Source organism: Kushneria konosiri (assembly GCF_002155145.1).
In the GTDB taxonomy this organism is placed as follows: Bacteria; Pseudomonadota; Gammaproteobacteria; order Pseudomonadales; family Halomonadaceae; genus Kushneria; species Kushneria konosiri.
Window position 1 is genome coordinate 307,951 of record NZ_CP021323.1, and the last position, 20,321, is coordinate 328,271.

At 59.9% G+C, this 20,321-nt stretch carries 19 protein-coding genes; 6 read left to right on the forward strand and 13 right to left on the reverse strand.

Annotation, left to right across the window (positions count from 1 at the left end):
* The first annotated feature begins 79 nt into the window (after window positions 1-79).
* Both B9G99_RS01515 and B9G99_RS01520 read left to right on the forward strand, forming a co-directional pair.
* Entirely contained in the window at window positions 80-988 is a 909-nt protein-coding gene (locus B9G99_RS01515; RefSeq protein ID WP_227875875.1) for a hypothetical protein, read from the forward strand.
* A 76-nt stretch (window positions 989-1,064) separates the two neighbouring features.
* On the forward strand, window positions 1,065-2,705 hold the full coding sequence (locus tag B9G99_RS01520) for a dihydroxyacetone kinase subunit DhaK (RefSeq protein ID WP_086620440.1): 1,641 nt from the start codon (window positions 1,065-1,067) through the stop codon (window positions 2,703-2,705).
* 73 nt (window positions 2,706-2,778) lie between these two features.
* Here the strand turns inward: B9G99_RS01520 and lon are convergent, their stop codons facing one another.
* The 9 genes from lon to nrdR form a co-directional block, all read right to left on the reverse strand.
* Entirely contained in the window at window positions 2,779-5,178 is a 2,400-nt protein-coding gene (lon, locus tag B9G99_RS01525; protein WP_086620441.1) for an endopeptidase La, read from the reverse strand.
* 216 nt (window positions 5,179-5,394) lie between these two features.
* Window positions 5,395-6,768, reverse strand: coding sequence for a DUF945 family protein (locus B9G99_RS01530; RefSeq protein WP_086620442.1), 1,374 nt, complete (start codon window positions 6,766-6,768; stop codon window positions 5,395-5,397).
* 94 nt (window positions 6,769-6,862) lie between these two features.
* Window positions 6,863-7,336: a phosphatidylglycerophosphatase A family protein gene (locus B9G99_RS01535; protein ID WP_086620443.1), complete on the reverse strand. Its 474-nt coding sequence runs from the start codon at window positions 7,334-7,336 to the stop codon at window positions 6,863-6,865.
* Window positions 7,333-8,367 carry a thiamine-phosphate kinase gene (thiL, locus tag B9G99_RS01540; protein ID WP_086620444.1) on the reverse strand — a complete coding sequence of 345 codons (1,035 nt, stop codon included), beginning with the start codon at window positions 8,365-8,367 and terminating at the stop codon, window positions 7,333-7,335. Before thiL ends, B9G99_RS01535 begins: the two co-directional genes overlap by 4 nt.
* A gap of 85 nt (window positions 8,368-8,452) precedes the next feature.
* Complete coding sequence (nusB, locus tag B9G99_RS01545) at window positions 8,453-8,959, reverse strand: transcription antitermination factor NusB (protein ID WP_086620445.1); 507 nt, start codon at window positions 8,957-8,959, stop codon at window positions 8,453-8,455.
* Complete coding sequence (ribH, locus tag B9G99_RS01550) at window positions 8,956-9,477, reverse strand: 6,7-dimethyl-8-ribityllumazine synthase (RefSeq protein WP_086620446.1); 522 nt, start codon at window positions 9,475-9,477, stop codon at window positions 8,956-8,958. Before ribH ends, nusB begins: the two co-directional genes overlap by 4 nt.
* A gap of 111 nt (window positions 9,478-9,588) precedes the next feature.
* Entirely contained in the window at window positions 9,589-10,746 is a 1,158-nt protein-coding gene (ribBA, locus tag B9G99_RS01555) for a bifunctional 3,4-dihydroxy-2-butanone-4-phosphate synthase/GTP cyclohydrolase II (protein WP_086620447.1), read from the reverse strand.
* Window positions 10,747-10,833: 87 nt separating this feature from the next.
* Complete coding sequence (gene ribD, locus B9G99_RS01560) at window positions 10,834-12,036, reverse strand: bifunctional diaminohydroxyphosphoribosylaminopyrimidine deaminase/5-amino-6-(5-phosphoribosylamino)uracil reductase RibD (RefSeq protein WP_086623212.1); 1,203 nt, start codon at window positions 12,034-12,036, stop codon at window positions 10,834-10,836.
* A 37-nt stretch (window positions 12,037-12,073) separates the two neighbouring features.
* Complete coding sequence (gene nrdR / locus B9G99_RS01565) at window positions 12,074-12,583, reverse strand: transcriptional regulator NrdR (protein WP_086620448.1); 510 nt, start codon at window positions 12,581-12,583, stop codon at window positions 12,074-12,076.
* Between the two features lie 368 nt (window positions 12,584-12,951).
* Here nrdR and B9G99_RS01570 point away from each other — a divergent pair, with 368 nt between their 5' ends.
* The 3 genes from B9G99_RS01570 (at window position 12,952) to B9G99_RS01580 (ending at window position 14,730) form a co-directional block, all read left to right on the forward strand.
* Window positions 12,952-13,215: a hypothetical protein gene (locus tag B9G99_RS01570; protein ID WP_086620449.1), complete on the forward strand. Its 264-nt coding sequence runs from the start codon at window positions 12,952-12,954 to the stop codon at window positions 13,213-13,215.
* A 189-nt stretch (window positions 13,216-13,404) separates the two neighbouring features.
* Window positions 13,405-13,653, forward strand: a complete 249-nt coding sequence (locus B9G99_RS01575; protein WP_086620450.1) for a GlsB/YeaQ/YmgE family stress response membrane protein — start codon at window positions 13,405-13,407, stop codon at window positions 13,651-13,653.
* 69 nt (window positions 13,654-13,722) lie between these two features.
* On the forward strand, window positions 13,723-14,730 hold the full coding sequence (locus tag B9G99_RS01580; RefSeq protein ID WP_086623213.1) for a GlxA family transcriptional regulator: 1,008 nt from the start codon (window positions 13,723-13,725) through the stop codon (window positions 14,728-14,730).
* A gap of 1 nt (window position 14,731) precedes the next feature.
* On the opposite strand, the gene B9G99_RS01585 is transcribed toward B9G99_RS01580, so the two are convergent.
* The 4 genes from B9G99_RS01585 to B9G99_RS01600 all read right to left on the reverse strand — a co-directional run bounded on the left by B9G99_RS01585 (window position 14,732) and on the right by B9G99_RS01600 (window position 18,196).
* Window positions 14,732-15,202, reverse strand: coding sequence for a thioesterase family protein (locus tag B9G99_RS01585; protein WP_086620451.1), 471 nt, complete (start codon window positions 15,200-15,202; stop codon window positions 14,732-14,734).
* Window positions 15,202-16,173 carry a 3-hydroxyacyl-CoA dehydrogenase NAD-binding domain-containing protein gene (locus B9G99_RS01590; protein ID WP_086620452.1) on the reverse strand — a complete coding sequence of 324 codons (972 nt, stop codon included), beginning with the start codon at window positions 16,171-16,173 and terminating at the stop codon, window positions 15,202-15,204. Before B9G99_RS01590 ends, B9G99_RS01585 begins: the two co-directional genes overlap by 1 nt.
* Window positions 16,170-17,063 (reverse strand): beta-keto acid cleavage family enzyme, encoded by an 894-nt coding sequence (locus tag B9G99_RS01595; RefSeq protein WP_086620453.1) that lies wholly within the window; start codon window positions 17,061-17,063, stop codon window positions 16,170-16,172. Before B9G99_RS01595 ends, B9G99_RS01590 begins: the two co-directional genes overlap by 4 nt.
* Before the next feature lie 125 nt (window positions 17,064-17,188).
* Window positions 17,189-18,196, reverse strand: a complete 1,008-nt coding sequence (locus B9G99_RS01600) for a TerC family protein (RefSeq protein WP_086620454.1) — start codon at window positions 18,194-18,196, stop codon at window positions 17,189-17,191.
* Between the two features lie 373 nt (window positions 18,197-18,569).
* Here B9G99_RS01600 and B9G99_RS01605 point away from each other — a divergent pair, with 373 nt between their 5' ends.
* On the forward strand, window positions 18,570-20,312 hold the full coding sequence (locus tag B9G99_RS01605; RefSeq protein ID WP_086620455.1) for a sugar phosphorylase: 1,743 nt from the start codon (window positions 18,570-18,572) through the stop codon (window positions 20,310-20,312).
* Window positions 20,313-20,321 lie beyond the last annotated feature (9 nt).

The following is a 20,321-nucleotide window of genomic DNA, read 5'->3' on the forward strand; positions in this document are numbered from 1 at the left end:
TCTGCCCGTCCTGTGAGCAGAGACGGGCATGGTAAACTGACCGTTTCATGTGCTCTGGCTCGGGTTACTGGTTTCCCTCATGTCTTCAAGGTCTTCACATCCCTCTACGTCTGCACAGGACAACGATGTCTTTGCAAGCCTTTATAGCGAGCGTCTTCGCTGGCCGATGCAGCGCGTTCGCCTGCAGGAATGGCTTAAATTGTCGTTTCAGCAACGGGTCGGCATTCCGTTTGAAGAGTTCTGGTTTCAGCGCTGGCTCCAGGGTCTGCCCGGCGGCACCCGGGTTGAGAAGGCAGGATTACCCCGACGCTCCATAGAGAAACGTCTTGGAGATCGGCTGATCGTTCACATGCATCCACGCGACATGATCCGTGATGTCAATTTCAAGGGCGTCGGTGGCAAACGCCCCTCCTCTTCAGCCTTTCTCTGGGACGGTGAGTGGGATGAGAGCCGCGGCGATCTTCGCCATGGCTCGCGCTATCAATTCATTGCCGACCTTGACGAACATCGTGACGACCTCACACAAACGCAGCGCTTTCAAGAACATGCCGCGCGCCTGAAGGCAGGAAAGCCCTGGGCTTCGGCGCATGAAGGCATTCTGCTCGACAGTGAAGAAAAGATTCTGGCCTACCTGCAGATCTATCTGGATTTTCTGGATGACATGGCCTGTCATGGCTTTGACACTGAACGTGGCAAGGACACCCTTGGCGTGGTGGTGACACGCGAAGGCCACCTGCTCAAGATCAACCGTGGCCTTCACCGCTTGGCCATGGCGCAGCGCCTGGGCCTTGCTTCGATACCGGTGACGGTCATGGCCGTCCATCGACAGTGGTGGGAAAAGGTGACCGCCGGAACCACCGGACAGGCCGCCCTGAACAGGCTGGCCCTTGCACTCGGGGACTGCCCCCCCGAAAAACGCCCGGGACGTCTGGACCCGGGCAAGGACCAGGGTCCGATTCAATGGCCGCCCGCCATCGACCAGAAATAGCCGCCACGGCTGTCAAAATGGCAACAGAATCTCCTGAACCCTCTACGCTGAAAGGGCCCTCTTAAAGGAGCCCTTTATGCATCATTTTTACAACGCACCGGAACATCTGGTCAGCGAACTGCTGGAAGGACTGGCCATGACAGCCAGTGTCACCCTTTCCGATCATCGAGACGCCCGCATCGTGATGCGTGCCGACTGGCAGCCCGATCGTGAGGGTCGCCAGCAGGTCGCACTGATCTCGGGTGGCGGTTCGGGGCATGAACCGGCCCATGCAGGCTTCGTGGGCCAGGGAATGCTGACTGCAGCGGTGGCCGGCGATGTTTTCGCCTCTCCGGGCGTGGAAGCCATCCTCGCCGGCATTCGTGCCTGCTGCGGCGATGCCGGCTGCCTCTTGATCATCAAGAACTATACCGGTGACCGGCTCAACTTTGGCCTGGCCGCCGAGCGCGCACGAGAAGAAGGCTATCGGGTGGAAACGGTCATCGTGGCCGATGACATGGCCCTGCCCGAGACCCCTCAGCCTCGCGGGCTGGCTGGAACGCTGCTGGTCCACAAGATGGCCGGTTACTGCGCCAACCGTGGCGATGATCTCGAAGCGGTTCACCAGGCGGCTCGACATATGATCGAACGCGTACGCTCAATGGGTATGGCGCTTTCCAGTGCCACGCTGCCCGGACAGGAAGCGTCCTCCCGCAAGACGCCAGAGCTGGGACTGGGCATCCATAACGAGCCCGGCGTCCGTCAGGTCACTCCCGAAAACGCTGATGATGCCGTATCGCAGGTGCTCGAGGCGCTGGGACGCCCCGACAGCGGGCCCTGGGTAGTGCTGCTCAACAATCTGGGCAGCTGCTCGCCGCAGGAGATGCAGGTAATCAAACGCGCCTGCCTTGATCAGCTCGGACGCGCCAACGTGGCACTACTACTGGGGCCTGCCCCGCTGATGACCTCGCTGGACATGCATGGGTTCTCCATCACGCTGGCGCCCGCAGACGACACAATACTTGAGGCGCTGAGTGCACCGGTACAGGCACCTGCCTGGCCCACGGCACAGAAAGTGCACGATATCGAGACCTTCTCGCCACGCTTCAGTCAACAGCCACCAGCGGGAGAAGGCCGCCATGATGAGGCACGAGAGCAGCTGATCGCGCGGCTGGCGACCACCCTCAAGAAAAGCGAAAAGGCGCTGGATGAGCTTGATGCCAAAGTCGGTGATGGCGATGCCGGCGCCACCTTCGCCGCGGGCGCGAATGCCGTGCTGAAGGCACTGGATGAAGGCCGGCTGTCTACCGGTGAAGACGCGCTTTTGGCCAGTGAGCTGGGGCATCTCTTTGCTACCGCCATGGGCGGGTCCAGCGGTGTCCTGCTGTCGATTTTGATGACCAGTGCCGCTCAGGAACTTGAAGAAAGCGCCGGCTGGCCCAGGGCACTGCAGGCGGGCATCGAGCGAATGCAGCACTACGGCGGCGCAGAACAGGGCGATCGCACCATGCTGGATGCCCTGATCCCGGCCATTGAAACGCTGGCCAACGGCAACTCGACTGACGCCGCGGCCCAGGCCGCCCGCGCTGGCGCTGAAGAGACCGGGCGCATGCGCAAGGCAGGCGCAGGGCGCTCTTCACTGGTGCCCGAGCAGGCGCTTGACGGCGTCATTGACCCGGGCGCCGAAGCCGTGGCTCGTCTATTTGAAACGCTGGCCGGGCGCGACGCCAAGGACTAAGCGCGCGCGCAGCACTTCAGCAAAAAAAGCCGCCCTGAATGGGCGGCTTTTTCATTTACGCCTGGGCATCGAATCAGTCAAATACCACCTTGGCCACATCCTGGTAGGTACGGGCAAAGTTCACGGTCATGCCCTCTTTCAGGAAATCCGGCAGCTCATCAAAATCACGCTGATTGGCCTGTGGGAGGATCAGCTCATAAATGGCGCTGCGTCGGGCCGCGATGACCTTTTCACGAATACCGCCGACCGGTAGCACCTGACCTGTCAGGGTGATTTCCCCCGTCATGGCCAGCGGCCGATTGATGTCCTGTCCACGGGCCAGCGACAAAAGCGCCGTGGTCATGGTGACCCCCGCTGACGGGCCATCCTTGGGCGTGGCGCCTTCCGGCACGTGCAGGTGAATAAAGGCCTGGTCAAAATAGCCGGGCTGAGCCCCGAACTCCTGCAAATGCCCCAGCACAAAGCTATAGGCGAGGTTGGCAGACTCCTGCATGACATCGCCCAGCTTGCCGGTCAGCTTGATGCCGCGCTGCAGCCCGTGAACCCGCGTGGCCTCGATGGGCAGGGTCGCTCCGCCCATGGCCGTCCAGGCAAGGCCCGTTACCACGCCCACACCCTTGAGCACCTTCTCCTTGCGGAAAATCGGTGCGCCCAGAAACTCCTCAAGGTTATTGACCGACACCTTGACCGTCTCGATATCCTCTTCCAGCAGTTTGACGGCCGCCTTGCGCACGATGCGGTGCAGCTGCTTTTCAAGCTGTCGGACACCCGATTCACGCGCGTAACCCTCAATGACGTGCTTGAGCGCAGCATCGGTAAGATTGATACGCTTTTTGGGGATGCGATCACGCTCCAGGAGCCTCGGCCAGAGGTGGTGTTTGGCAATCGCCACCTTTTCCTCGGCGATGTAGCCGGCCAGTCGAATCTGCTCCATGCGATCCAGCAGCGGCCCGGGGATCGTATCAAGCTGGTTGGCCGTGCAGACAAACAGCACCTTGGAGAGGTCCATGCGCACGTTGAGATAGTGATCCAGGAAATCGACGTTCTGCTCCGGGTCGAGCACCTCCAGCAGCGCCGAGGCCGGATCTCCCTGGAAAGACTGCCCGAGCTTGTCGATCTCATCGAGCATGATGACCGGATTTTCGACATCGACCTCCTTCATCGCCTGTACCAGCTTGCCGGGCATGGCGCCAATGTAGGTACGACGGTGTCCCTTGATCTCGGCCTCATCACGCATGCCACCGACCGAGAAGCGATAGAATTTGCGCCCCAGCGCCTCGGCGATCGATCGGCCAACGGAGGTCTTGCCCACCCCGGGCGGGCCGACCAGCAGCAGAATCGAGCCGCCGACATCACCCTTGAAGGCGCCTTCGGCAAGAAACTCGACAATGCGATTCTTGACGTCCTGCAGCCCGTCGTGGTCCCGGTCGAGCACATGACGCGCATGCGGCAGATCCAGTTGATCCTCGGAGGTGATGCCCCAGGGCAGTGCCGTCAGCCAGTCCAGATAGTTGCGCGTGGTGCCATATTCAGGCGAGCCGGTTTCCAGCACGGACAACTTGTCCAGCTCATCATCGATACGCGCCTGCACGCGCTCGGGGACGACCTTGCCCTCCAGACGCTCACGGAAGGTATCGACATCGTTTTCCCGGTCATCCTTGGAGATACCCAGCTCTTTCTGAATGACCTTGAGCTGCTCGCGCAGAAAGAATTCGCGCTGTCGCTCCTGCATCTGCGCATTGACCTGCTCGGAAATCTCGCTTTGCAGCTGGGCGACCTCGATCTCCTTGCGCAACAACGGCAGCACCACCTGCATGCGCTCCAGCACCGGCAGGGTTTCCAGCACCGACTGAAGCTCGGGACCACGTGCAGAAGTAATGGCCGCGGCAAAATCGGTCAACGGCCCGGGCTCATTGGGGCTGAAGCGATTGAGATAGTGCTTGAGCTCTTCCCCATACAGCGGGTTGATTGGCAAAAGCTCCTTGATGCCATTGATGATGGCCATCGCATAGGCCCGCGTCTCATCGCCTTCCTTGTCGACCGGCTCACGCGGATAGTGCACCTCGACAAGGTAGGGGGGCTCCTGAGACAGCCAGCGCGTGATCTTGAAGCGACGCAGCCCCTGAGCAATAAACTGCAACTGCTCCTGATTGTTTTCAGCCCGGTGAACACGCACGGCGGTGCCATACACCGGGAACTCATCCGGCGCCGGGTCAGCGCCGGTATCGCCGATGAAGGTCAGACCCACGATATGGTGCGAGGTATTACCGACCTGCTCGAGCGTGTCGCTCCAGCGATTGCGGTTGAGTACCAGCGGCTGAACCTGCGCCGGAAAAAAGGGTCGATTGTGAACCGGCAGCAGATAGAGCCTGTCGGGCAGATATTCGCTGGCCGGCACTACGGCCTGCGTCATGGCACTGTCGTTGTCATCACCGGGCTCAATGGTGTAGTCGGACTGATCTTCTTCACTCATGGGCTACCCTGCTCTCCCGTATCAAAACCGTACGCCGGCAGGCTGCTTATGGAGCAATACATGGCCGGCGCTGCCTGTTGTCTCTGGCAATGCGGGCGCCGGACATCGTTATCAAGTCCGAGTGCGCGCTAAAACCTTTAACGGTCACAAATGACAGCGGCTGCCAGAGGCAGCCGCATGGTTCATTCCCGACGAATCCTTGTTCCGATCAAAAGCCTAGTTCAATAAAAACCAGGGCTCACCATTGATCAGGAAAACGCCTTTTCGAATGGCAAGCTCCAGCGTGTCCTGATCAGGCGCCTGTCCTGCTACCAGTGCCAGCAGAGGCGGTGCATTGTGCAGCGTGAAATGACCGTCAAGACGACGCTTGAACGCCGCCCGGCCCCACGAGGTTTGCAGCTGTTCGATGCGGGTCGTTGCGATATCGGTGCCCTCCAGCGTCAGCTCACCGTTCAGATGCATCTGCTGATCCAGCATCGGACTTTCCAGCTGTAGCTGATTGACCACCAGTCGTGGCGAATTACTCAATATGGCGAAGAAATTTTCCTGCCAGGGCACCATCAGCGAGGCAATGTCGTGGACATCATCAACCTCTGTGAGGTCATCCACGAGTCGGGGGTCAGCGCCTCTTTCCTCCTGCATCCCGGCACCGGGGGCAGGCTGTCGAGCGCCCTGCCAGCGCTTTCTGATATCACGCGCCATGGTCTTCAGCAGCGCTCGCGCGGCCGGCTCGTTGATGCGACGCACGGCGGCATCCAGCGAAGCACTGCCCAGCTGCTGTTCAGAAAATGTGGCATTGCCCAGCTGCGCCCTGAGCAAATAGCTGAGTTCCTGACGGTCGTGATGGGTACTGCCTTCAAGATGCAGATTGCTCAGCGTCAGGGGAAGCCCACCCTGACGCTGCAGCCGGGCATCACTGATGTCCAGACGATCCACACGGCCGGGGCGGTCACTTGAATCATCCTCGTTTATCGACTCGGCATTCTCGCCTGGAAAGCGCACTGACCAGTGCGTCTCCCCCATATGTACCTGACGTTCGGCGCTTTCATGCGCCAGTTCGGACCAGTCGCCCTGCACTCGCAATCCCTGGTCATCATCAACCATACTGATGCGGGCGCCGGACAGATTCAGGGACATGCCGTGGCCCTGATAGTGCATCGCGTCGGGAAATCTGGCGTTCAGGACCATGTCGCGACTCAGGTGCTGAATTCGGGCCTCGACATCAAGCTCATGCCCCTCGGAGAGCTCATCGGCCAGCAGAGCCTTGCCATCACGCAGCCTGATATCGCCATGTCCCGAAAGCCGGGTACTCAGGACGCCATAAGCCACGCGCCAGTCGATCACTCCGGCAGGCGCCTCAGCGTCGGCGTCGCTGTCGGTCATGATGACCCTGAGCGATCCGCGGGAAGAGAAAAAACCGTCACTTTTGATGGTATTGATGGCGCGAATGCCCGTTAGCGCATTGATGTCAGCGACCTGCTCGGCCATGCGGGACTGAACCTCATGACGACTCCAGGCCAGCGCCCCCAGCCAGAGTCCGCCGCCCAGAACCACCAACGCCATCGATCCGGCAGCCACTTTCCTTTTCATCAACGCTCTCCCAGCAGGGCCGAAGGGTCATGATCGTATCGAAACACCCGCCACGCATGACCCTACGATAGTGAGACTCATGCCTTTCACGACATCAATGCAGCCAGAGCCACACGTGCATGACACTCCAGGCGTAAATACCGGCCAGAACGTCATCGGCCATGATGCCAAAGCCCCCGGCCACGCGCCGATCCACCGTGCGTACCGGCCAGGGCTTGATCACGTCAAAGACTCGAAAGATGACAAATCCCCACAGGGCAGACTGCCAGGAAAACGGTACCGCAGCCATGGTCAGCCAGTAGCCGACAAACTCGTCCCATACGATACCCGAGTGGTCATGGACGCCCAGATCCTTCGATGTGCGATCACACAGATAGATGCCGATGATGGTCGCCACTGCCAGAATTGCCAGATAGATACCCAGCGGCAGCGTCGACATCAGCCAGTAGAAGGGAATGGCCGCAAGGGTTCCGAAGGTTCCTGGAGCGAAGGGCGCAGCGCCACTGCCCAGCCCGAAGGCCAAAAAGTGTACGGGGCGACGCCAGATGCTGGCAGGTGCGCGGTTCATGGTGCGGCTCCCGCGCCGTGATCGTCGGGACACTGATCCTGCGCATGGAAATGCTGCCAGCCACGTCCCGTGGACGTAATGCCGGTAATGCCGGGTTCGGCGGTTACCAGACCGATGACATGCAGCGCGCCGCCCAGATCTTCGAGTACCTGACGAACCGCTGCTTCCTGATCGGGCGCCAGCGACAGCAAAAGCTCGTAGTCATCGCCCCCGTTCAGGGCGGCCTCAAGCGCCTCATCTGCGCCCAGAGATGCCACCAGTGCCTGATCCAGCGGGATAGCGCCTGCCTTAAGGCAGGCCCCGACGGCCGAGCGCGCACAAAGATGCCCCAGATCGGCCAGCAGACCATCAGAGATATCAAGACCGCCCGAGACCATGTGGCAAATGCTCATGCCTTCATTCACGCGCGGCGCAGGCCGCAGATAGGCCCTCACCAGCGGATGCTGCTCATCACGCTGGCCAGCAAACCAGGCTCTCAGCCCCCCATGGGCACTGCCGAGGGCCCCGGTGACCGCCAGCAGATCGCCGGGGCGCGCACCATGACGGGTAATGGCCCCGTCCTGCGCCACATCGCCATGCACGGTAATGGTGATGGAGAGTTCGCGACCGCGAGTGATATCCCCCCCGACCAGAGCGATATTATGCTCGCGTGCCAGCCCATAGAGGCCTTGCGCAAAACCGTCCAGCCAATGTTCATCCACCTCGGGCAGTGTCAACGCCAGCACGAACCAGCGCGGCCTGGCGCCCATGGCCGCCAGATCGCTTAAATTGACGGCCAGCGCCCGATGACCGATCGCCTCTGCCGAGGCATCACGGGGAAAGTGGACGTCGGCCAGCGATGTATCCACGCTGACCGCCAGCCGGCGCCCTGGAGAGGGTGCCAGCAGCGCACAGTCATCCCCCTGCCCTAGCACGACGCCGGCACGGGCCTGTTGCGGCGACACCTGATCCGAGCGGCAGGCGGGTTCAACGTCCTGCATGAAATAACGCCTGATGAGTTCAAACTCGCCAGGAGTGGCTGCATCGCTCATCGCCCGGACATCTCCCTGACAGGTGAAGGAAAGCGCTGATCAGTATCGATCAACAGGCATGGACCATGCTCCGGATGGATCATGCTCAGTCACGGCGCCTGCGCGCCTGAACCTCGGCTTCACGCAGTTTCCTGGCCAGTCGATCAAGAATGGAGTTGATATATTTATGCCCTTCGGTGGCACCAAACGAGCGTGCCAGCTCAATGCCTTCATTGATCACCGAGATATAGGGCACCTCCGGACGATGCGCCAGCTCATAGGCGCCAAGACGCAAAATGGACAGCTCGATGCGGTCAAGCTCCTCCAGCTTGCGATCCAGCGACGGCGCGATCAGGTTATCCATCTCGCCACAGTGTCTGGCCACGCCATGAAGCAGCTGGTGAAAAAGGCCCAGATCAGCAATCTTCATGACCTGCACCCAGTTTTCGTGCGGCTCAAGGTCGTCATCAGCGGTCTGCGAGCGAAACTCGGTCTCGAGCTGGGCAATCGATGTGCCCGTCATCTCCCACTGATACAGAGCCTGTACCGTCAGCTCGCGTGCTGCCCTTCGGGCCTGCTGCTGCTTTGAAGGGGCACGTTTGGGCTGGGTCACGCCACACCTCCATGATCGGCAGCATCGTCCTCAAACCCCTCATTACCGCCAAGCTGACGCAGCAGGGAGACCATTTCCATGGCCGCCATGGCGGCTTCAAAGCCCTTGTTGCCTGCCTTGGTGCCGGCACGTTCGATGGCCTGTTCGATCGAATTGACCGTCAGCACGCCGTTGGCAATGGGCGTGTCGAAATCAAGCTGCAGGCGATTGAGCGCGGCGTTGCACTGACCGGCAACGTGTTCAAAATGTGGCGTGCCGCCACGAATGACAGCGCCCAGGGCGATGATGGCGTCGGGCTGAATACGGGTCAGCGCACGCTTGACCGCCAGCGGCAGTTCCCAGGCGCCCGGCACGTGAAGAATATCAATATTGGCATCATCGACCCCGTGACGCACCAGCGCGTCCACGGCGCCTTCGACCAGAGAGTCGACCACGTGATGGTTGAAGCGTCCAACCACGATGACATAGCGGCCATCGATCTCGTTAAAACGCCCTTCCAGTTGTGCAATCGGTTGCATGTCTTTGAATCCTGTTGTCTCTGATAAAACGCATCAGCGTGTCATATAAGCCGTGAACCCTATCGTTGTCGGGTCACAGCGAAAACCTGTTGCTACCATTGATTGCTATTGTCAGTGCCGTGGCGTTCGGCTGTCATCAACGCTGCTGACCTGTTCGATGACTTCAAGGCCAAAGCCCGCCAGCGCCGAAAAACGCCAGGGCGAGCTTAAAAGACGCATTTGACCGACCCCGAGACTGCGCAGGATCTGCGCGCCGGTGCCGATACTCAAATAGTTGCCGGCCCCATCCGTTTGCGGGTCCTGCGCCCGCGGGCGCCGTTCCAGAAAGAGATCGAGCTGATCGCGAAGGTTCGTCATGCCACGCGGGTCGGAAAGCAGCACCAGCACACCGGTCTCGCTGGCAGCAATTTCGGCCAGCGCATCACGTGATGACCAGCTCTGATGGCCACCCTCACGGCGCAGACCCAGCAGATCACGCAGGGCATCGGCCACGTGAACCCGCACGGTGGTGGGCTGATCGCTTTCAGGCGAACCCTTGACCAGGGCCAGATGATGCGAGCCCTGAATCCGATCCCTGAAGCAGTGCAACTGAAACGGACCGGCATCCGTTTCTACCGGATGCGACTCCACGTGTTCAACGGTCTGCTCATTGTGGATGCGGTAGTGAATCAGATCGGAGATGGTACCGATTTTAATGTCATGAAGCGCCGCAAAGCGTTCCAGCTCTGGGCGCCGCGCCATGGTGCCATCCTCGTTCATGATCTCGCAGATCACACCGGTCGGTTCAAAACCGGCCATCGCGGCCAGATCGCAGGCCGCTTCGGTATGACCGGCCCGACGCAGCACCCCACCCGCTTCCGCCATCAGCGGAAAGATATGGCCCGGCTGGACGACATCGCCCGGTCTGGCATCACGTGCGCTTGCAGCCTGCACCGTACGCGCCCGATCGGCAGCGGAAATGCCCGTGCTGACGCCGGTGGCCGCCTCGATGGAGACCGTAAAGCGGGTACCAAAGCCGGAACCGTTGTCATTGACCATCAGCGACAGTCCAAGCTGTTCGCAGCGCTCGCGCAGCATGGGCTGACAGATCAAACCGCAGGCGTAGCGCGCCATGAAGTTGATGTGCGAGGCCTGCACGCATTCAGCAGCCATGATCAGGTCGCCTTCGTTTTCGCGATCCTCGTCATCCATGAGGATGACCATCCTGCCCTGGCGGATATCTTCGATCAGCGCTTCCACGGAAGCGAAGTTGCCCGTTGACTGACTCATAACGCTTGCCGGCTAAGCCGCTCCTTTCGATACAGGGTCGCCGGGATGGGTACCTCCCGGGTGATCAGGCCGTCGAATCTGTCCTGATCAGGATGTTTCGTGATCGTTGACAGGGCGCGCGATAATACGCCAATCAGGGCCGAAGGCGCGAACATCGACAATGGAAAGCTGCCGACGCTGTGACAGTTTCTCAAGCCCTGGCAGGGTCAGAAGCCCGCGCGCCTCGTCGCCCATCAGTATCGGTGCCATATAAATGATCAGTTCATTGACCAGTCCCGCATCCAGCATGGCACCGCTTAAACGCGAGCCGCTTTCAAGCAGCACTTCATTACACTGTTCAACATCGGCCAGATAATGCATCAGGGCTTCCAGATCGACCTGCCCGCCCGAACTGGCAGGCAGCGTCACGACTTCCGCCCCTGCCGCCACCAGCGTTTCACGCCGACGGAAGTGATCCCGATTGTCGAGTGCCCCGGGGCCGGTCGGTGATACCGTAGCGACCAGCGTACGACCAGGCTCTGTCAGACAGCGCGACGTAGGCGGCAAAGACAGGGTCGAATCAACGACGACTCTCAGCGGCTGGCGCACGCCCCGCTCATGCGACACCTGAGCGGCGTGCGACTCTGGCCGACCGAGCTGGTCCACCCGCACGGTCAGCCGGCTGTCATCACGCATCACCGAGGCAACACCGCTCAAGATCGCGCTGGAGCGCGCACGCAGATGCTGCACATCACGTCGCGCACGCTCGCCGGTAATCCATTTGGATTCACCACTGGCCATGGCCGTTCGGCCATCCAGGCTCATCGCCATCTTGAGCCGGACGTGAGGCAGCGAGCGCTGCATGCGCGAGATAAACCCCACGTTGAGCTCACGGGCATCGGCTTCAAGCATCCCCACGCGGGTGCCGACACCGGCGGCCTCAAGCATCGCAATGCCACGACCGGAGACCTGAGGGTTGGGGTCGAGCATGGCGGCCACCACCACATCCACGCCCGCCTCGGCCAGTGCCTTGGCACAGGGGCCGGTTCGTCCGTAGTGGGAGCAGGGTTCCAGTGTGACATAGGCAGTTGTCCCGCGCGCCGCCTCACCAGCGGCCCGCAGGGCATGGATTTCAGCATGGGGCTCGCCGGTGAGCTCGTGCCAGCCTTCCCCCACAATCTGATTGCCGCGCACCAGTACACAGCCTACCCGTGGGTTGGGATCTGTCGTATAGAGACCGCGACGCGCCAGGTGCAACGCGCGAGCCATGTAATCCTCGGGTTGCCGTGTCACGCTTGAGCTTCCCTCCATGCGGCAGGAAAGGACTGCCGCTTCTTGTGCAGCCCCTTCAATGCTCATGAGACTCCTGATCCCTGCCAGTGATGCCCGTACCTGATGGCGACATGGAGTCACTGGAAAGGCGCTCGATTTCGGCGCGGAACTCATCGATGTCCTGAAAGCGCCGATACACCGAAGCAAAGCGGATATAGGCAATCTGGTCCAGAGCTCGAAGCTGACCCATGACCTCCTCTCCGATCGCCAGCGCATTGATTTCACGCTCACCGCGTGCTCGAAGGCGCTGCCGGATACGCTCGATGGCCGCTTCGATATGCTCGCTGGACACCGGACGCTTTTCGAGTGCCCGAAGCATGCCTGCACGCAGCTTGGCAGGATCAAAGCTTTCTCGCGAACCATCGGCCTTGACCACACGTGGCATGACCAGCTCAGCGGCCTCATGCGTGGTGAAACGCTCGCCACAGGCAAGACACTGGCGACGACGACGCACCTGATCGCCATCGGCTACCAGCCGGGAGTCAGTGACCCGCGTATCCTGCGCACCGCAAAAGGGGCAATGCATGAGTGTTCTCTGTTTCGTCGATGAAAGACCCGATAAACGATGCCCGAACCTTCGGCCGCAAATCGCAGGGGCATTACCCGCAGAATCCCATTCGTGGCCGGAAAGAGGCTGGACACGACCGGCACCACGGGCAGACGTTGCGACATGTCGACGCATGCTCGGGCCTCATATTGTAACGTTTTACCCTGTGTTCGGAAACGCATCCCCATGCTCAGGGCGCAAACGTGCACGGTTTGAGGCGGAAATGAAGCCGAAACCCTTCATGTCATTATGTCTTTTATCGAGCATGGCGGAGGTAACGCGCAGTTGAGCGCCATCGTTCATGGCGCTATTTTGAAACCGACAATGTCGATCGGTAGACAAAACACATGAACATTATCTCCTGGATTTTCGCAAGCATTGCCGTGGGCATGCTGGTCAACCTGATCATTCCGCGTCATTTGAGTGTCGGTTTTCTTGGCACGGCAGGCATGGCAGTACTGGGTGGCGTAGTACTGGCCTTTCTCGTCACCGTGTTTGGTTTTGCCGCCGAACTCTCCTTCGATGTTCGAAGTCTTGCCGCGGCGGTCGCGGGCGCGCTGGGGGCAATCGCGGTCATGACGCTCTGGATGGCGCGCTATCAAAAAAGATAGGCCGCACCGGAACAGTTCCGATTATTACTTTTCAATCAGTGACATACTGCAATACACCCAGCTTGCCAGTTCCCCCGGGTCGATCTAGTCTTGAGTTCAGTCAGGCAGGAAGAATCAAGGAATGGTTTTTCTGCCGGCCCTTTCACACTGGACACTGCCGGATACGGCAACAGCACGGAGCAGCTGACTATGGGTATTATCGCGTGGATCATTTTTGGTCTGATTGCAGGTGCCATCGCAAAATTCCTGATGCCCGGCAAGGATCCCGGCGGATTCATCGTCACCATTATCATCGGTATTCTGGGCGCGGTGGTCGGCGGCTGGATCGGTACGGCACTGGGCTTTGGCAGTGTCAGTGGCTTCAACATCGGCAGCTTTGTCATCGCCATTATTGGCGCACTGGTCCTGCTGTTTCTTTATCGAGTGGTCAAAAAATAGCCACGTGATGAAACAATAGAGACTGCCAGTAGCGGCTGCCCACAGGGCAGCCGCTTGGAGCTCTTCAAAATGTCCTCGTCTGACTCGACACGCCCCTTCCTTTCCCAAGCGACATCAATACGACACATCGCCTTTCTGCTTCTTGAGCGCTTTTCGATGATGGCGTTTTTCTCAGCCATCGAACCGCTTCGTATCGCCAACCGCATCGCCGAACGCACGCTTTATCGCTGGAGCATCCTCAGCATGGATGGGCACCCCGTCAGCGCCTCCAACGATATGCGCCTGATGGCAGACACCACGCTTGAGCATGTCGACCGACCCGATGCACTGGCGGTCTGTGCCGGATTTGCGCCGTTGAGTCTGCCAACGCGCACCCTGCATCGAAAACTGCATCAGCTCGATCAACAGGGATGCTGTCTGGGCGGCATCGACACGGGCGCCTTTGTACTCGCCATGGCCGGCCTGCTCGAACCCCGTGACCGCATCACCCTGCATTGGGAGAGTCTGCCGGACTTCAGGGAACGCTGGCCTCACCTGCAGGTCAACGAGTCGCTTTTTGAGCTGGGCCAGAGACGCTTTTTTTGCGCCGGTGGTGCTGCCGCCATGGACATGAGTCTGGCCGCGATTGCCCGACATCACGATCAGACGCTGGCCAACGCCGTGGCCGAGCAATTGATTCATGACCGTGTTCGCAGTCATGAAGACCACCAGCGCCAGTCCATCGCAAGACGCTTGAAACTCCATCATCGTCCCCTGATCGAGGCACTGCATCTGATGGAGCTACATATCGAACAGCCACTCTCGATCGATACGCTGGCAAAAAAGGCCAGCGTGTCACGTCGGCAACTGCAGCGCTTGTTTGTTGATCAACTCGACACTACGCCCGCCGCCTGGTATCTGTCCCTGCGCATGCAACGGGCGCGTACACTGCTGGAGGAGAGTGAAATGAGCATCACGGCCATTGCCCTTGCCTGCGGGTTCACCTCGGCCTCGGGGCTAAGCCACGCCTTTCAGCGCCATTACGGCCACACGCCCGGGTATTATCGCCAAACCAGCGGGTTTACAGGGAAGTCATAGATCACTTTCGATGGCGAAACCCGATACGTCTTCCGGCCTGCTCGGGCCAGTTGCCGTGTGCCGCTTTCGGCAATCGTTCGATCCGGGCCATGATCTCCTGTGCAAAGGCCGCTGGTCGATCCGTTCGGGTATCGATACCCATCAGCATCTGTTCGCTGGTGGCCAGTACCGTTTCCTCGCGATCATCGATCAGGTTAAAAAAGACGTGCAGCCGTTTGGCGTCCGCCTCAAGCAACACGACCTCACAGCGCACCTGCGCGCCTTCTAGTACCTGCTGCAGGTAGCACAGATGGGTTTCAAGGGTATATATCGTGCAGCCATGGGCATGGCGACCATGGTCATCCAGGCCGATATGCACCATCAGCGCCTCGACACCATGTGAAAAGAGCAGCGCGTAGGCGGCATCGTTCATGTGGCCATTATAATCCACCCATGTCGGCAGCACGGATTGCGTCAGCAGAGGAAGTGCCATCAGATCCGCCCTCCCAGCCCTTCCTGCTCGGGCCAGTAGCGCTCTACTACCTCAAGCAATTCGCCAAGAAAACGATCCCGTCGCGCTTCAAGCGCTGCAACCGAACGCCCCCCGGCCTGAAACTCGCTTCCCGAGGCCACCCGCTCGATCAGCTCAGGCGTCAGTTCCGGGGCTTCCAGCCGCGTCCAGGGCTGTTTCAGGGCCGGACCGAACTGCTCCAGCATGTGACGCATGCCGCCTTCACCCCCGGCCAGGTGAAAGGTCAGGAAGGTGCCCATCAGCGACCAGCGCAGGCCGGCACCATAGACAATCGCCGCGTCGACCTCCTCGGTGGTGGCGACCCCGTCATTGACCAGATGCAGGGCCTCGCGCCATAGCGCCTCCATGAGACGGTCGGCAATGTGGCCCTCGATTTCGCGCCGAACGATCAATGGCCGCATGCCCAGTCGCTCATACTGTGCCCTGGCGGATTCCATCTGGTCCCGGTGGGTGTGCTGACCTCCGACCAGTTCGACCAATGGCAGCAGATAGACCGGATTGAAAGGGTGAGCCACGATGACCCGCCCCGGCGCCCTGTGACATTGCGCCTGAAGTTCGCTGGCCGTGATGCCGGAGGTCGACGACCCGATCAATACCTGCTCCGGCACACGTGCATCAATATCTGCCAGCAGCGTCTGTTTGATGACCAGCCGCTCGGGCGCGTTTTCCTGCACCAGATCAGCGCCCTGAAGGGCCCTGTCAAGATCGGTGAAAAAATGAAGGGCTTCGCGCGAGGCACCGCCCGCCAGCCCACGGCGCACCAGAGCAGGCCAGGCCGTATCGATATTTTTTTGAAAGCGCCTGACGGCGTCGGGGTCCGGATCCCATGCCTGCACCCGCATCCCGGCGGCCAGTGCCCGTGCCGCCCAGCCGCTGCCGATCACACCACACCCAATGACAGCCAGGGTGTTTTCTGAAGCGTCTGCCCTCATGCCGCACCTCCCGGCGTACGCAGTCCCAGATGCTGACGCGTCTCGTCCGGTCGCATGACCCGCGCTCCGAGTGACTCGACAATGCCAACGGCCTTCTCGACCAGTGCGGCATTGTCCGCCCCGATGCCTTTGGAGAGATAAAGGTTATCTTCCAGGCCGACGCGAACATGTCCCCCCAGCAATACAGACTGCGCCACCATCGGCATCTGCATCCGACCGATGCCAAAGGCGGCCCAGTGCGCATTATTCGGCAGCAGATCTCGCATGGTCAGCATGGTCTGAGTTTCTGCCTCGGCCCCCCAGGGAATGCCCAGGCAAAGCTGAAACAGGGGGTCGCCATCGATCAAACCTTCATCGATGAGCTGTCGTGCAAAGCGGATGTGTCCGGTATCAAAGCACTCAAGCTCGGGTTTGACGCCCGCCGCCTTGACCAGGGCCGCATGCTCGCGCAGCCAGTCGGCACTGTTGAGATAAACCATGTTGCCAAAATTGAGGCTGCCACAGTCCAGCGTGCAGATTTCAGGCAACAGCTCAGCCACCGGCGCATGCCGCTCTGCCGGCGTTTGTAGATCGCTGCCGGCACCGGCACGCAGATCACCGTGTTCAAGTTCGGGGAATAGATCGCCACCGCCACCGGCCGTGAGATTGAGCACGATATCAACGTCGGCTTCGCGCACCCGCGCCACTACTTCGCGGAAATGATTGATGTCATGGCTGACACCACCGGTGGCAGGGTCGCGCACGTGGATATGGGCAATACTGGCCCCGGCCCTGGCAGCCTCGAGAGCGGATTCGGCAATCTCCTTCGGCGTGACGGGCACCGCGGGATTGCGTGAGGGGGTATCCCCTGCGCCGGTCACGGCGCAGGTCAAAATGACATTGTGGTTCATGACATCTCCTTCGGCGGATGGGAATCAACCCAGTATCCGGGCTCCGAGAAAAGAGAATTTGACGCCAGGTGACCTTCTGATGACGCAGTGCGACATCAGAAGGCCCGATCAATCAGGTCATGACATTAATGGGAAGAATCGGACGAGACCTTGCCTGCGGCACGGCTCTTCAACAGGCTGGCCACTGTGGTGATCAAAAGGATGCCGATAATGACGGACAGTGACAGCACGGTCGAAATGTGAGGCACCCATTCAAGCGGCTGGCCGTTATTGATAAAGGGCAGCGTGTTTTCGACCATGGCATGCATGACGAGCTTCACACCGATAAAGCCCAGAATCAGCGACAACCCGAAGCCCAGATACACCAGTCGGTCCAGCAGCCCCCCCAGCAGGAAGTAGAGCTGCAAAAGCCCCAGCAGCGCAAAGGCGTTGGCCGTAAAGACAATGTAGGGCTCCTGGGTCAGACCATAAATGGCCGGAATCGAGTCCAGCGCAAACAGCACATCGGTTACCCCAAGCGTCAGGACGACCAGAAAAAGCGGTGTCAGTACCCGCTTGCCGTTTTCACGGGCCATCAGCTTTTGTTCGTGAAACTGATCCGTCACCGGTAGATGACGCTGCGCAAACTTTACCAGTGGGTTGGGCTCAAAATCGTCGGCGCCCTGCTGTTTGTGCTGGGCACTTTCGACCGCCAGCTTGAAGGCGGTATAAAGCAGAAACAGCCCGAAGATATAGAAAACCCAGCTGAACTGGTTAATGGCAGCCGCGCCCACGGCGATGAAAATGCCCCGCATGATCAGCGCCATGATGATGCCGATCAACAGCGCCTTTTGCTGATAGATTCGTGGGACGGCAAACTTGGCCATGATGATGGCAAAGACGAAAAGGTTATCCACCGACAGGCTCTTTTCGGTAATAAAGCCAGCGAAATATTCCACGCCATGGTCGTGCCCCCAGACCATCCAGAGACCCGCCCCGAAAATCATGGCCAGGGTAATATAAAATACGGACCACAGCGCAGATTCACGCAGCGTAGGCGCATGAGGCTTTCGCACATGCGAAAAGAAATCAAAGATAAAGATGGCTGCGAAGCCCGCAATGGTGACTTCCCAGATCCAGGCAGGAACGTTCATGCACGATTCTCCGGCAAAGAAGATTTACCGGAGGTCTCTTCCGCCAGGCGCGCACCACACATGGTTGTGGCACTCTCCTGACCAGCGGCACCGGGCAACCATCTCAAGGGACGATCCCTCAAAGACAATCTACCGTGATGACGACACCGCTGTAGAAAAAACGCAGCCTCAATGACAGACACCGCGCCCTGCAGGGAATACTCCCCTCCTTCAACAGCGGCCAGTGTCAATCAGCATTGAAACAGGCGCAAGCTAATAATTAAGCCTTAATATTTTTTCAGACCGGATACAGTTTGAATTCCTGACCATCCGGGTCTTTGCTTACAAGACCTACAATAATAGATACCACAATAATAGATACCGGAGCTCTGCCATGTCCGCCGCCCCCCTGACTGTCGCCCTTTCCCGCGATGACTTTCATGCCCGCGCCAGCGCCGAGCTGACACAGGTTTATGGTGACAGGGCATCCGATATCCTGGCGCATCTGGAACAGCTGATCGCCCAGCATCGAAAGGAGATCGTTCACGAGCCGCGACCGCTCTGGAACGAGCGCACCCAGATGATGATCACCTACGGCGACAGCATCATCGAGGGCGAAGACAGTGTCCCACTGGAGGTGCTGGAGCGCTTCATGCGCGAGCATCTTGAAGACACCTTCAGCGCCGTCCATATCCTGCCCTTTTTCACCTGGAGCAGCGACGATGGCTTTTCGGTCATCCACTATCGAAAGGTCAGCCCCGCAGTAGGTGACTGGCCTCAGGTACGCCATCTCGCCGGGCGCTTCAACCTGATGTTTGACCTGGTCATCAATCACGTCTCGCGGGAATCCCTGTGGTTTATCGACTACCTCTCCGGCACGAAACCCGGCTGTGACTATTTCATTGAGCTGCCAGAGCATACCGACGTCAGATCCGTCACTCGACCGCGCAACACGCCGCTGCTGGCACCGGTATCGACGCGTCGCGGCATGCGCCACGTCTGGGCAACCTTCTCCGAGGACCAGATCGATCTCAACTTCGCCAATCCCGATGTGCTCATCGAGATGGTGGGCGTTTTGCTGTATTACCTCAGCCAGGGCGCGCGTCTGATTCGACTCGATGCCATCGCCTATCTCTGGAAAGAGCTGGGCACACGCTGCATTCACCTGCCTCAGACGCACGCCATCGTACGGCTGTTGCGCGCCATCATGGAACATGTTGCCCCCGGCGCGCTGCTGCTGACCGAAACCAACGTGCCGCATCATGAAAACCTGAGTTATTTTGGCAAGGGTGATGAAGCACACATCATCTATCAGTTCACCCTGCCACCGCTGTTGCTGCACACCCTCACGACCGGAGATGCCACGGCGCTGACCGAGTGGGCCGCCACCCTGCCCCCACTGCCTGCCGGCTGCACCTATCTCAACTTTACCGCCAGTCACGACGGGGTCGGTGTTCGGGCGCTTGAAGGCCTGCTGCCGCGCCATGACATTGAGGCCCTGCTGGAACTGATGCAGCGCTTTGGCGGCTTTATCAGCATGAAAACCGACCCGGACGGTCAGGACTCACCCTACGAAATCAATATCACCTACTTCGATGCCCTCAAGGGCACGCGCCGCGGCGCCGACCCGTGGCAGATCGCCCGCTTTATCTGCTCCCAGACCATCATGCTGGGCCTGCAGGGTATCCCGGCCGTCTATTTCCACAGTCTTCTGGCCACGCTCAATGACCATGAAGGCGTGACCCGCACCGGTCGACTGCGCGCCATCAACCGCAAGCGCTGGCAGCGCGAGGCACTGGAGCCGCTGCTGGAAGCCTACAGCACGCCCACCCACATCGTGTTCGAAGCGCTGACCTCACGATTGAAGACCCGCCGTCAGGAAGCCTGCTTTCACCCCGACGCAGCGCAGAAAATCGTCGATCTGGGGCCGCGCTTTTTTGCCTTCATGCGGGGCCCGCTGCCCGATGGCCGACGACTGCTGGCCATCCACAACGTGACCGATCAGTCCCATCCGCTGAATCTGCCCGAAGCCTATGCCAATCACCGATGGCGCGATCTGCTCGGGCGTATCGACCCCGATGACGAGACGCCCGTACTCAAGCCCTATCGCAGCTGCTGGCTGGTCCACCAGGATTGATTCAAGCGC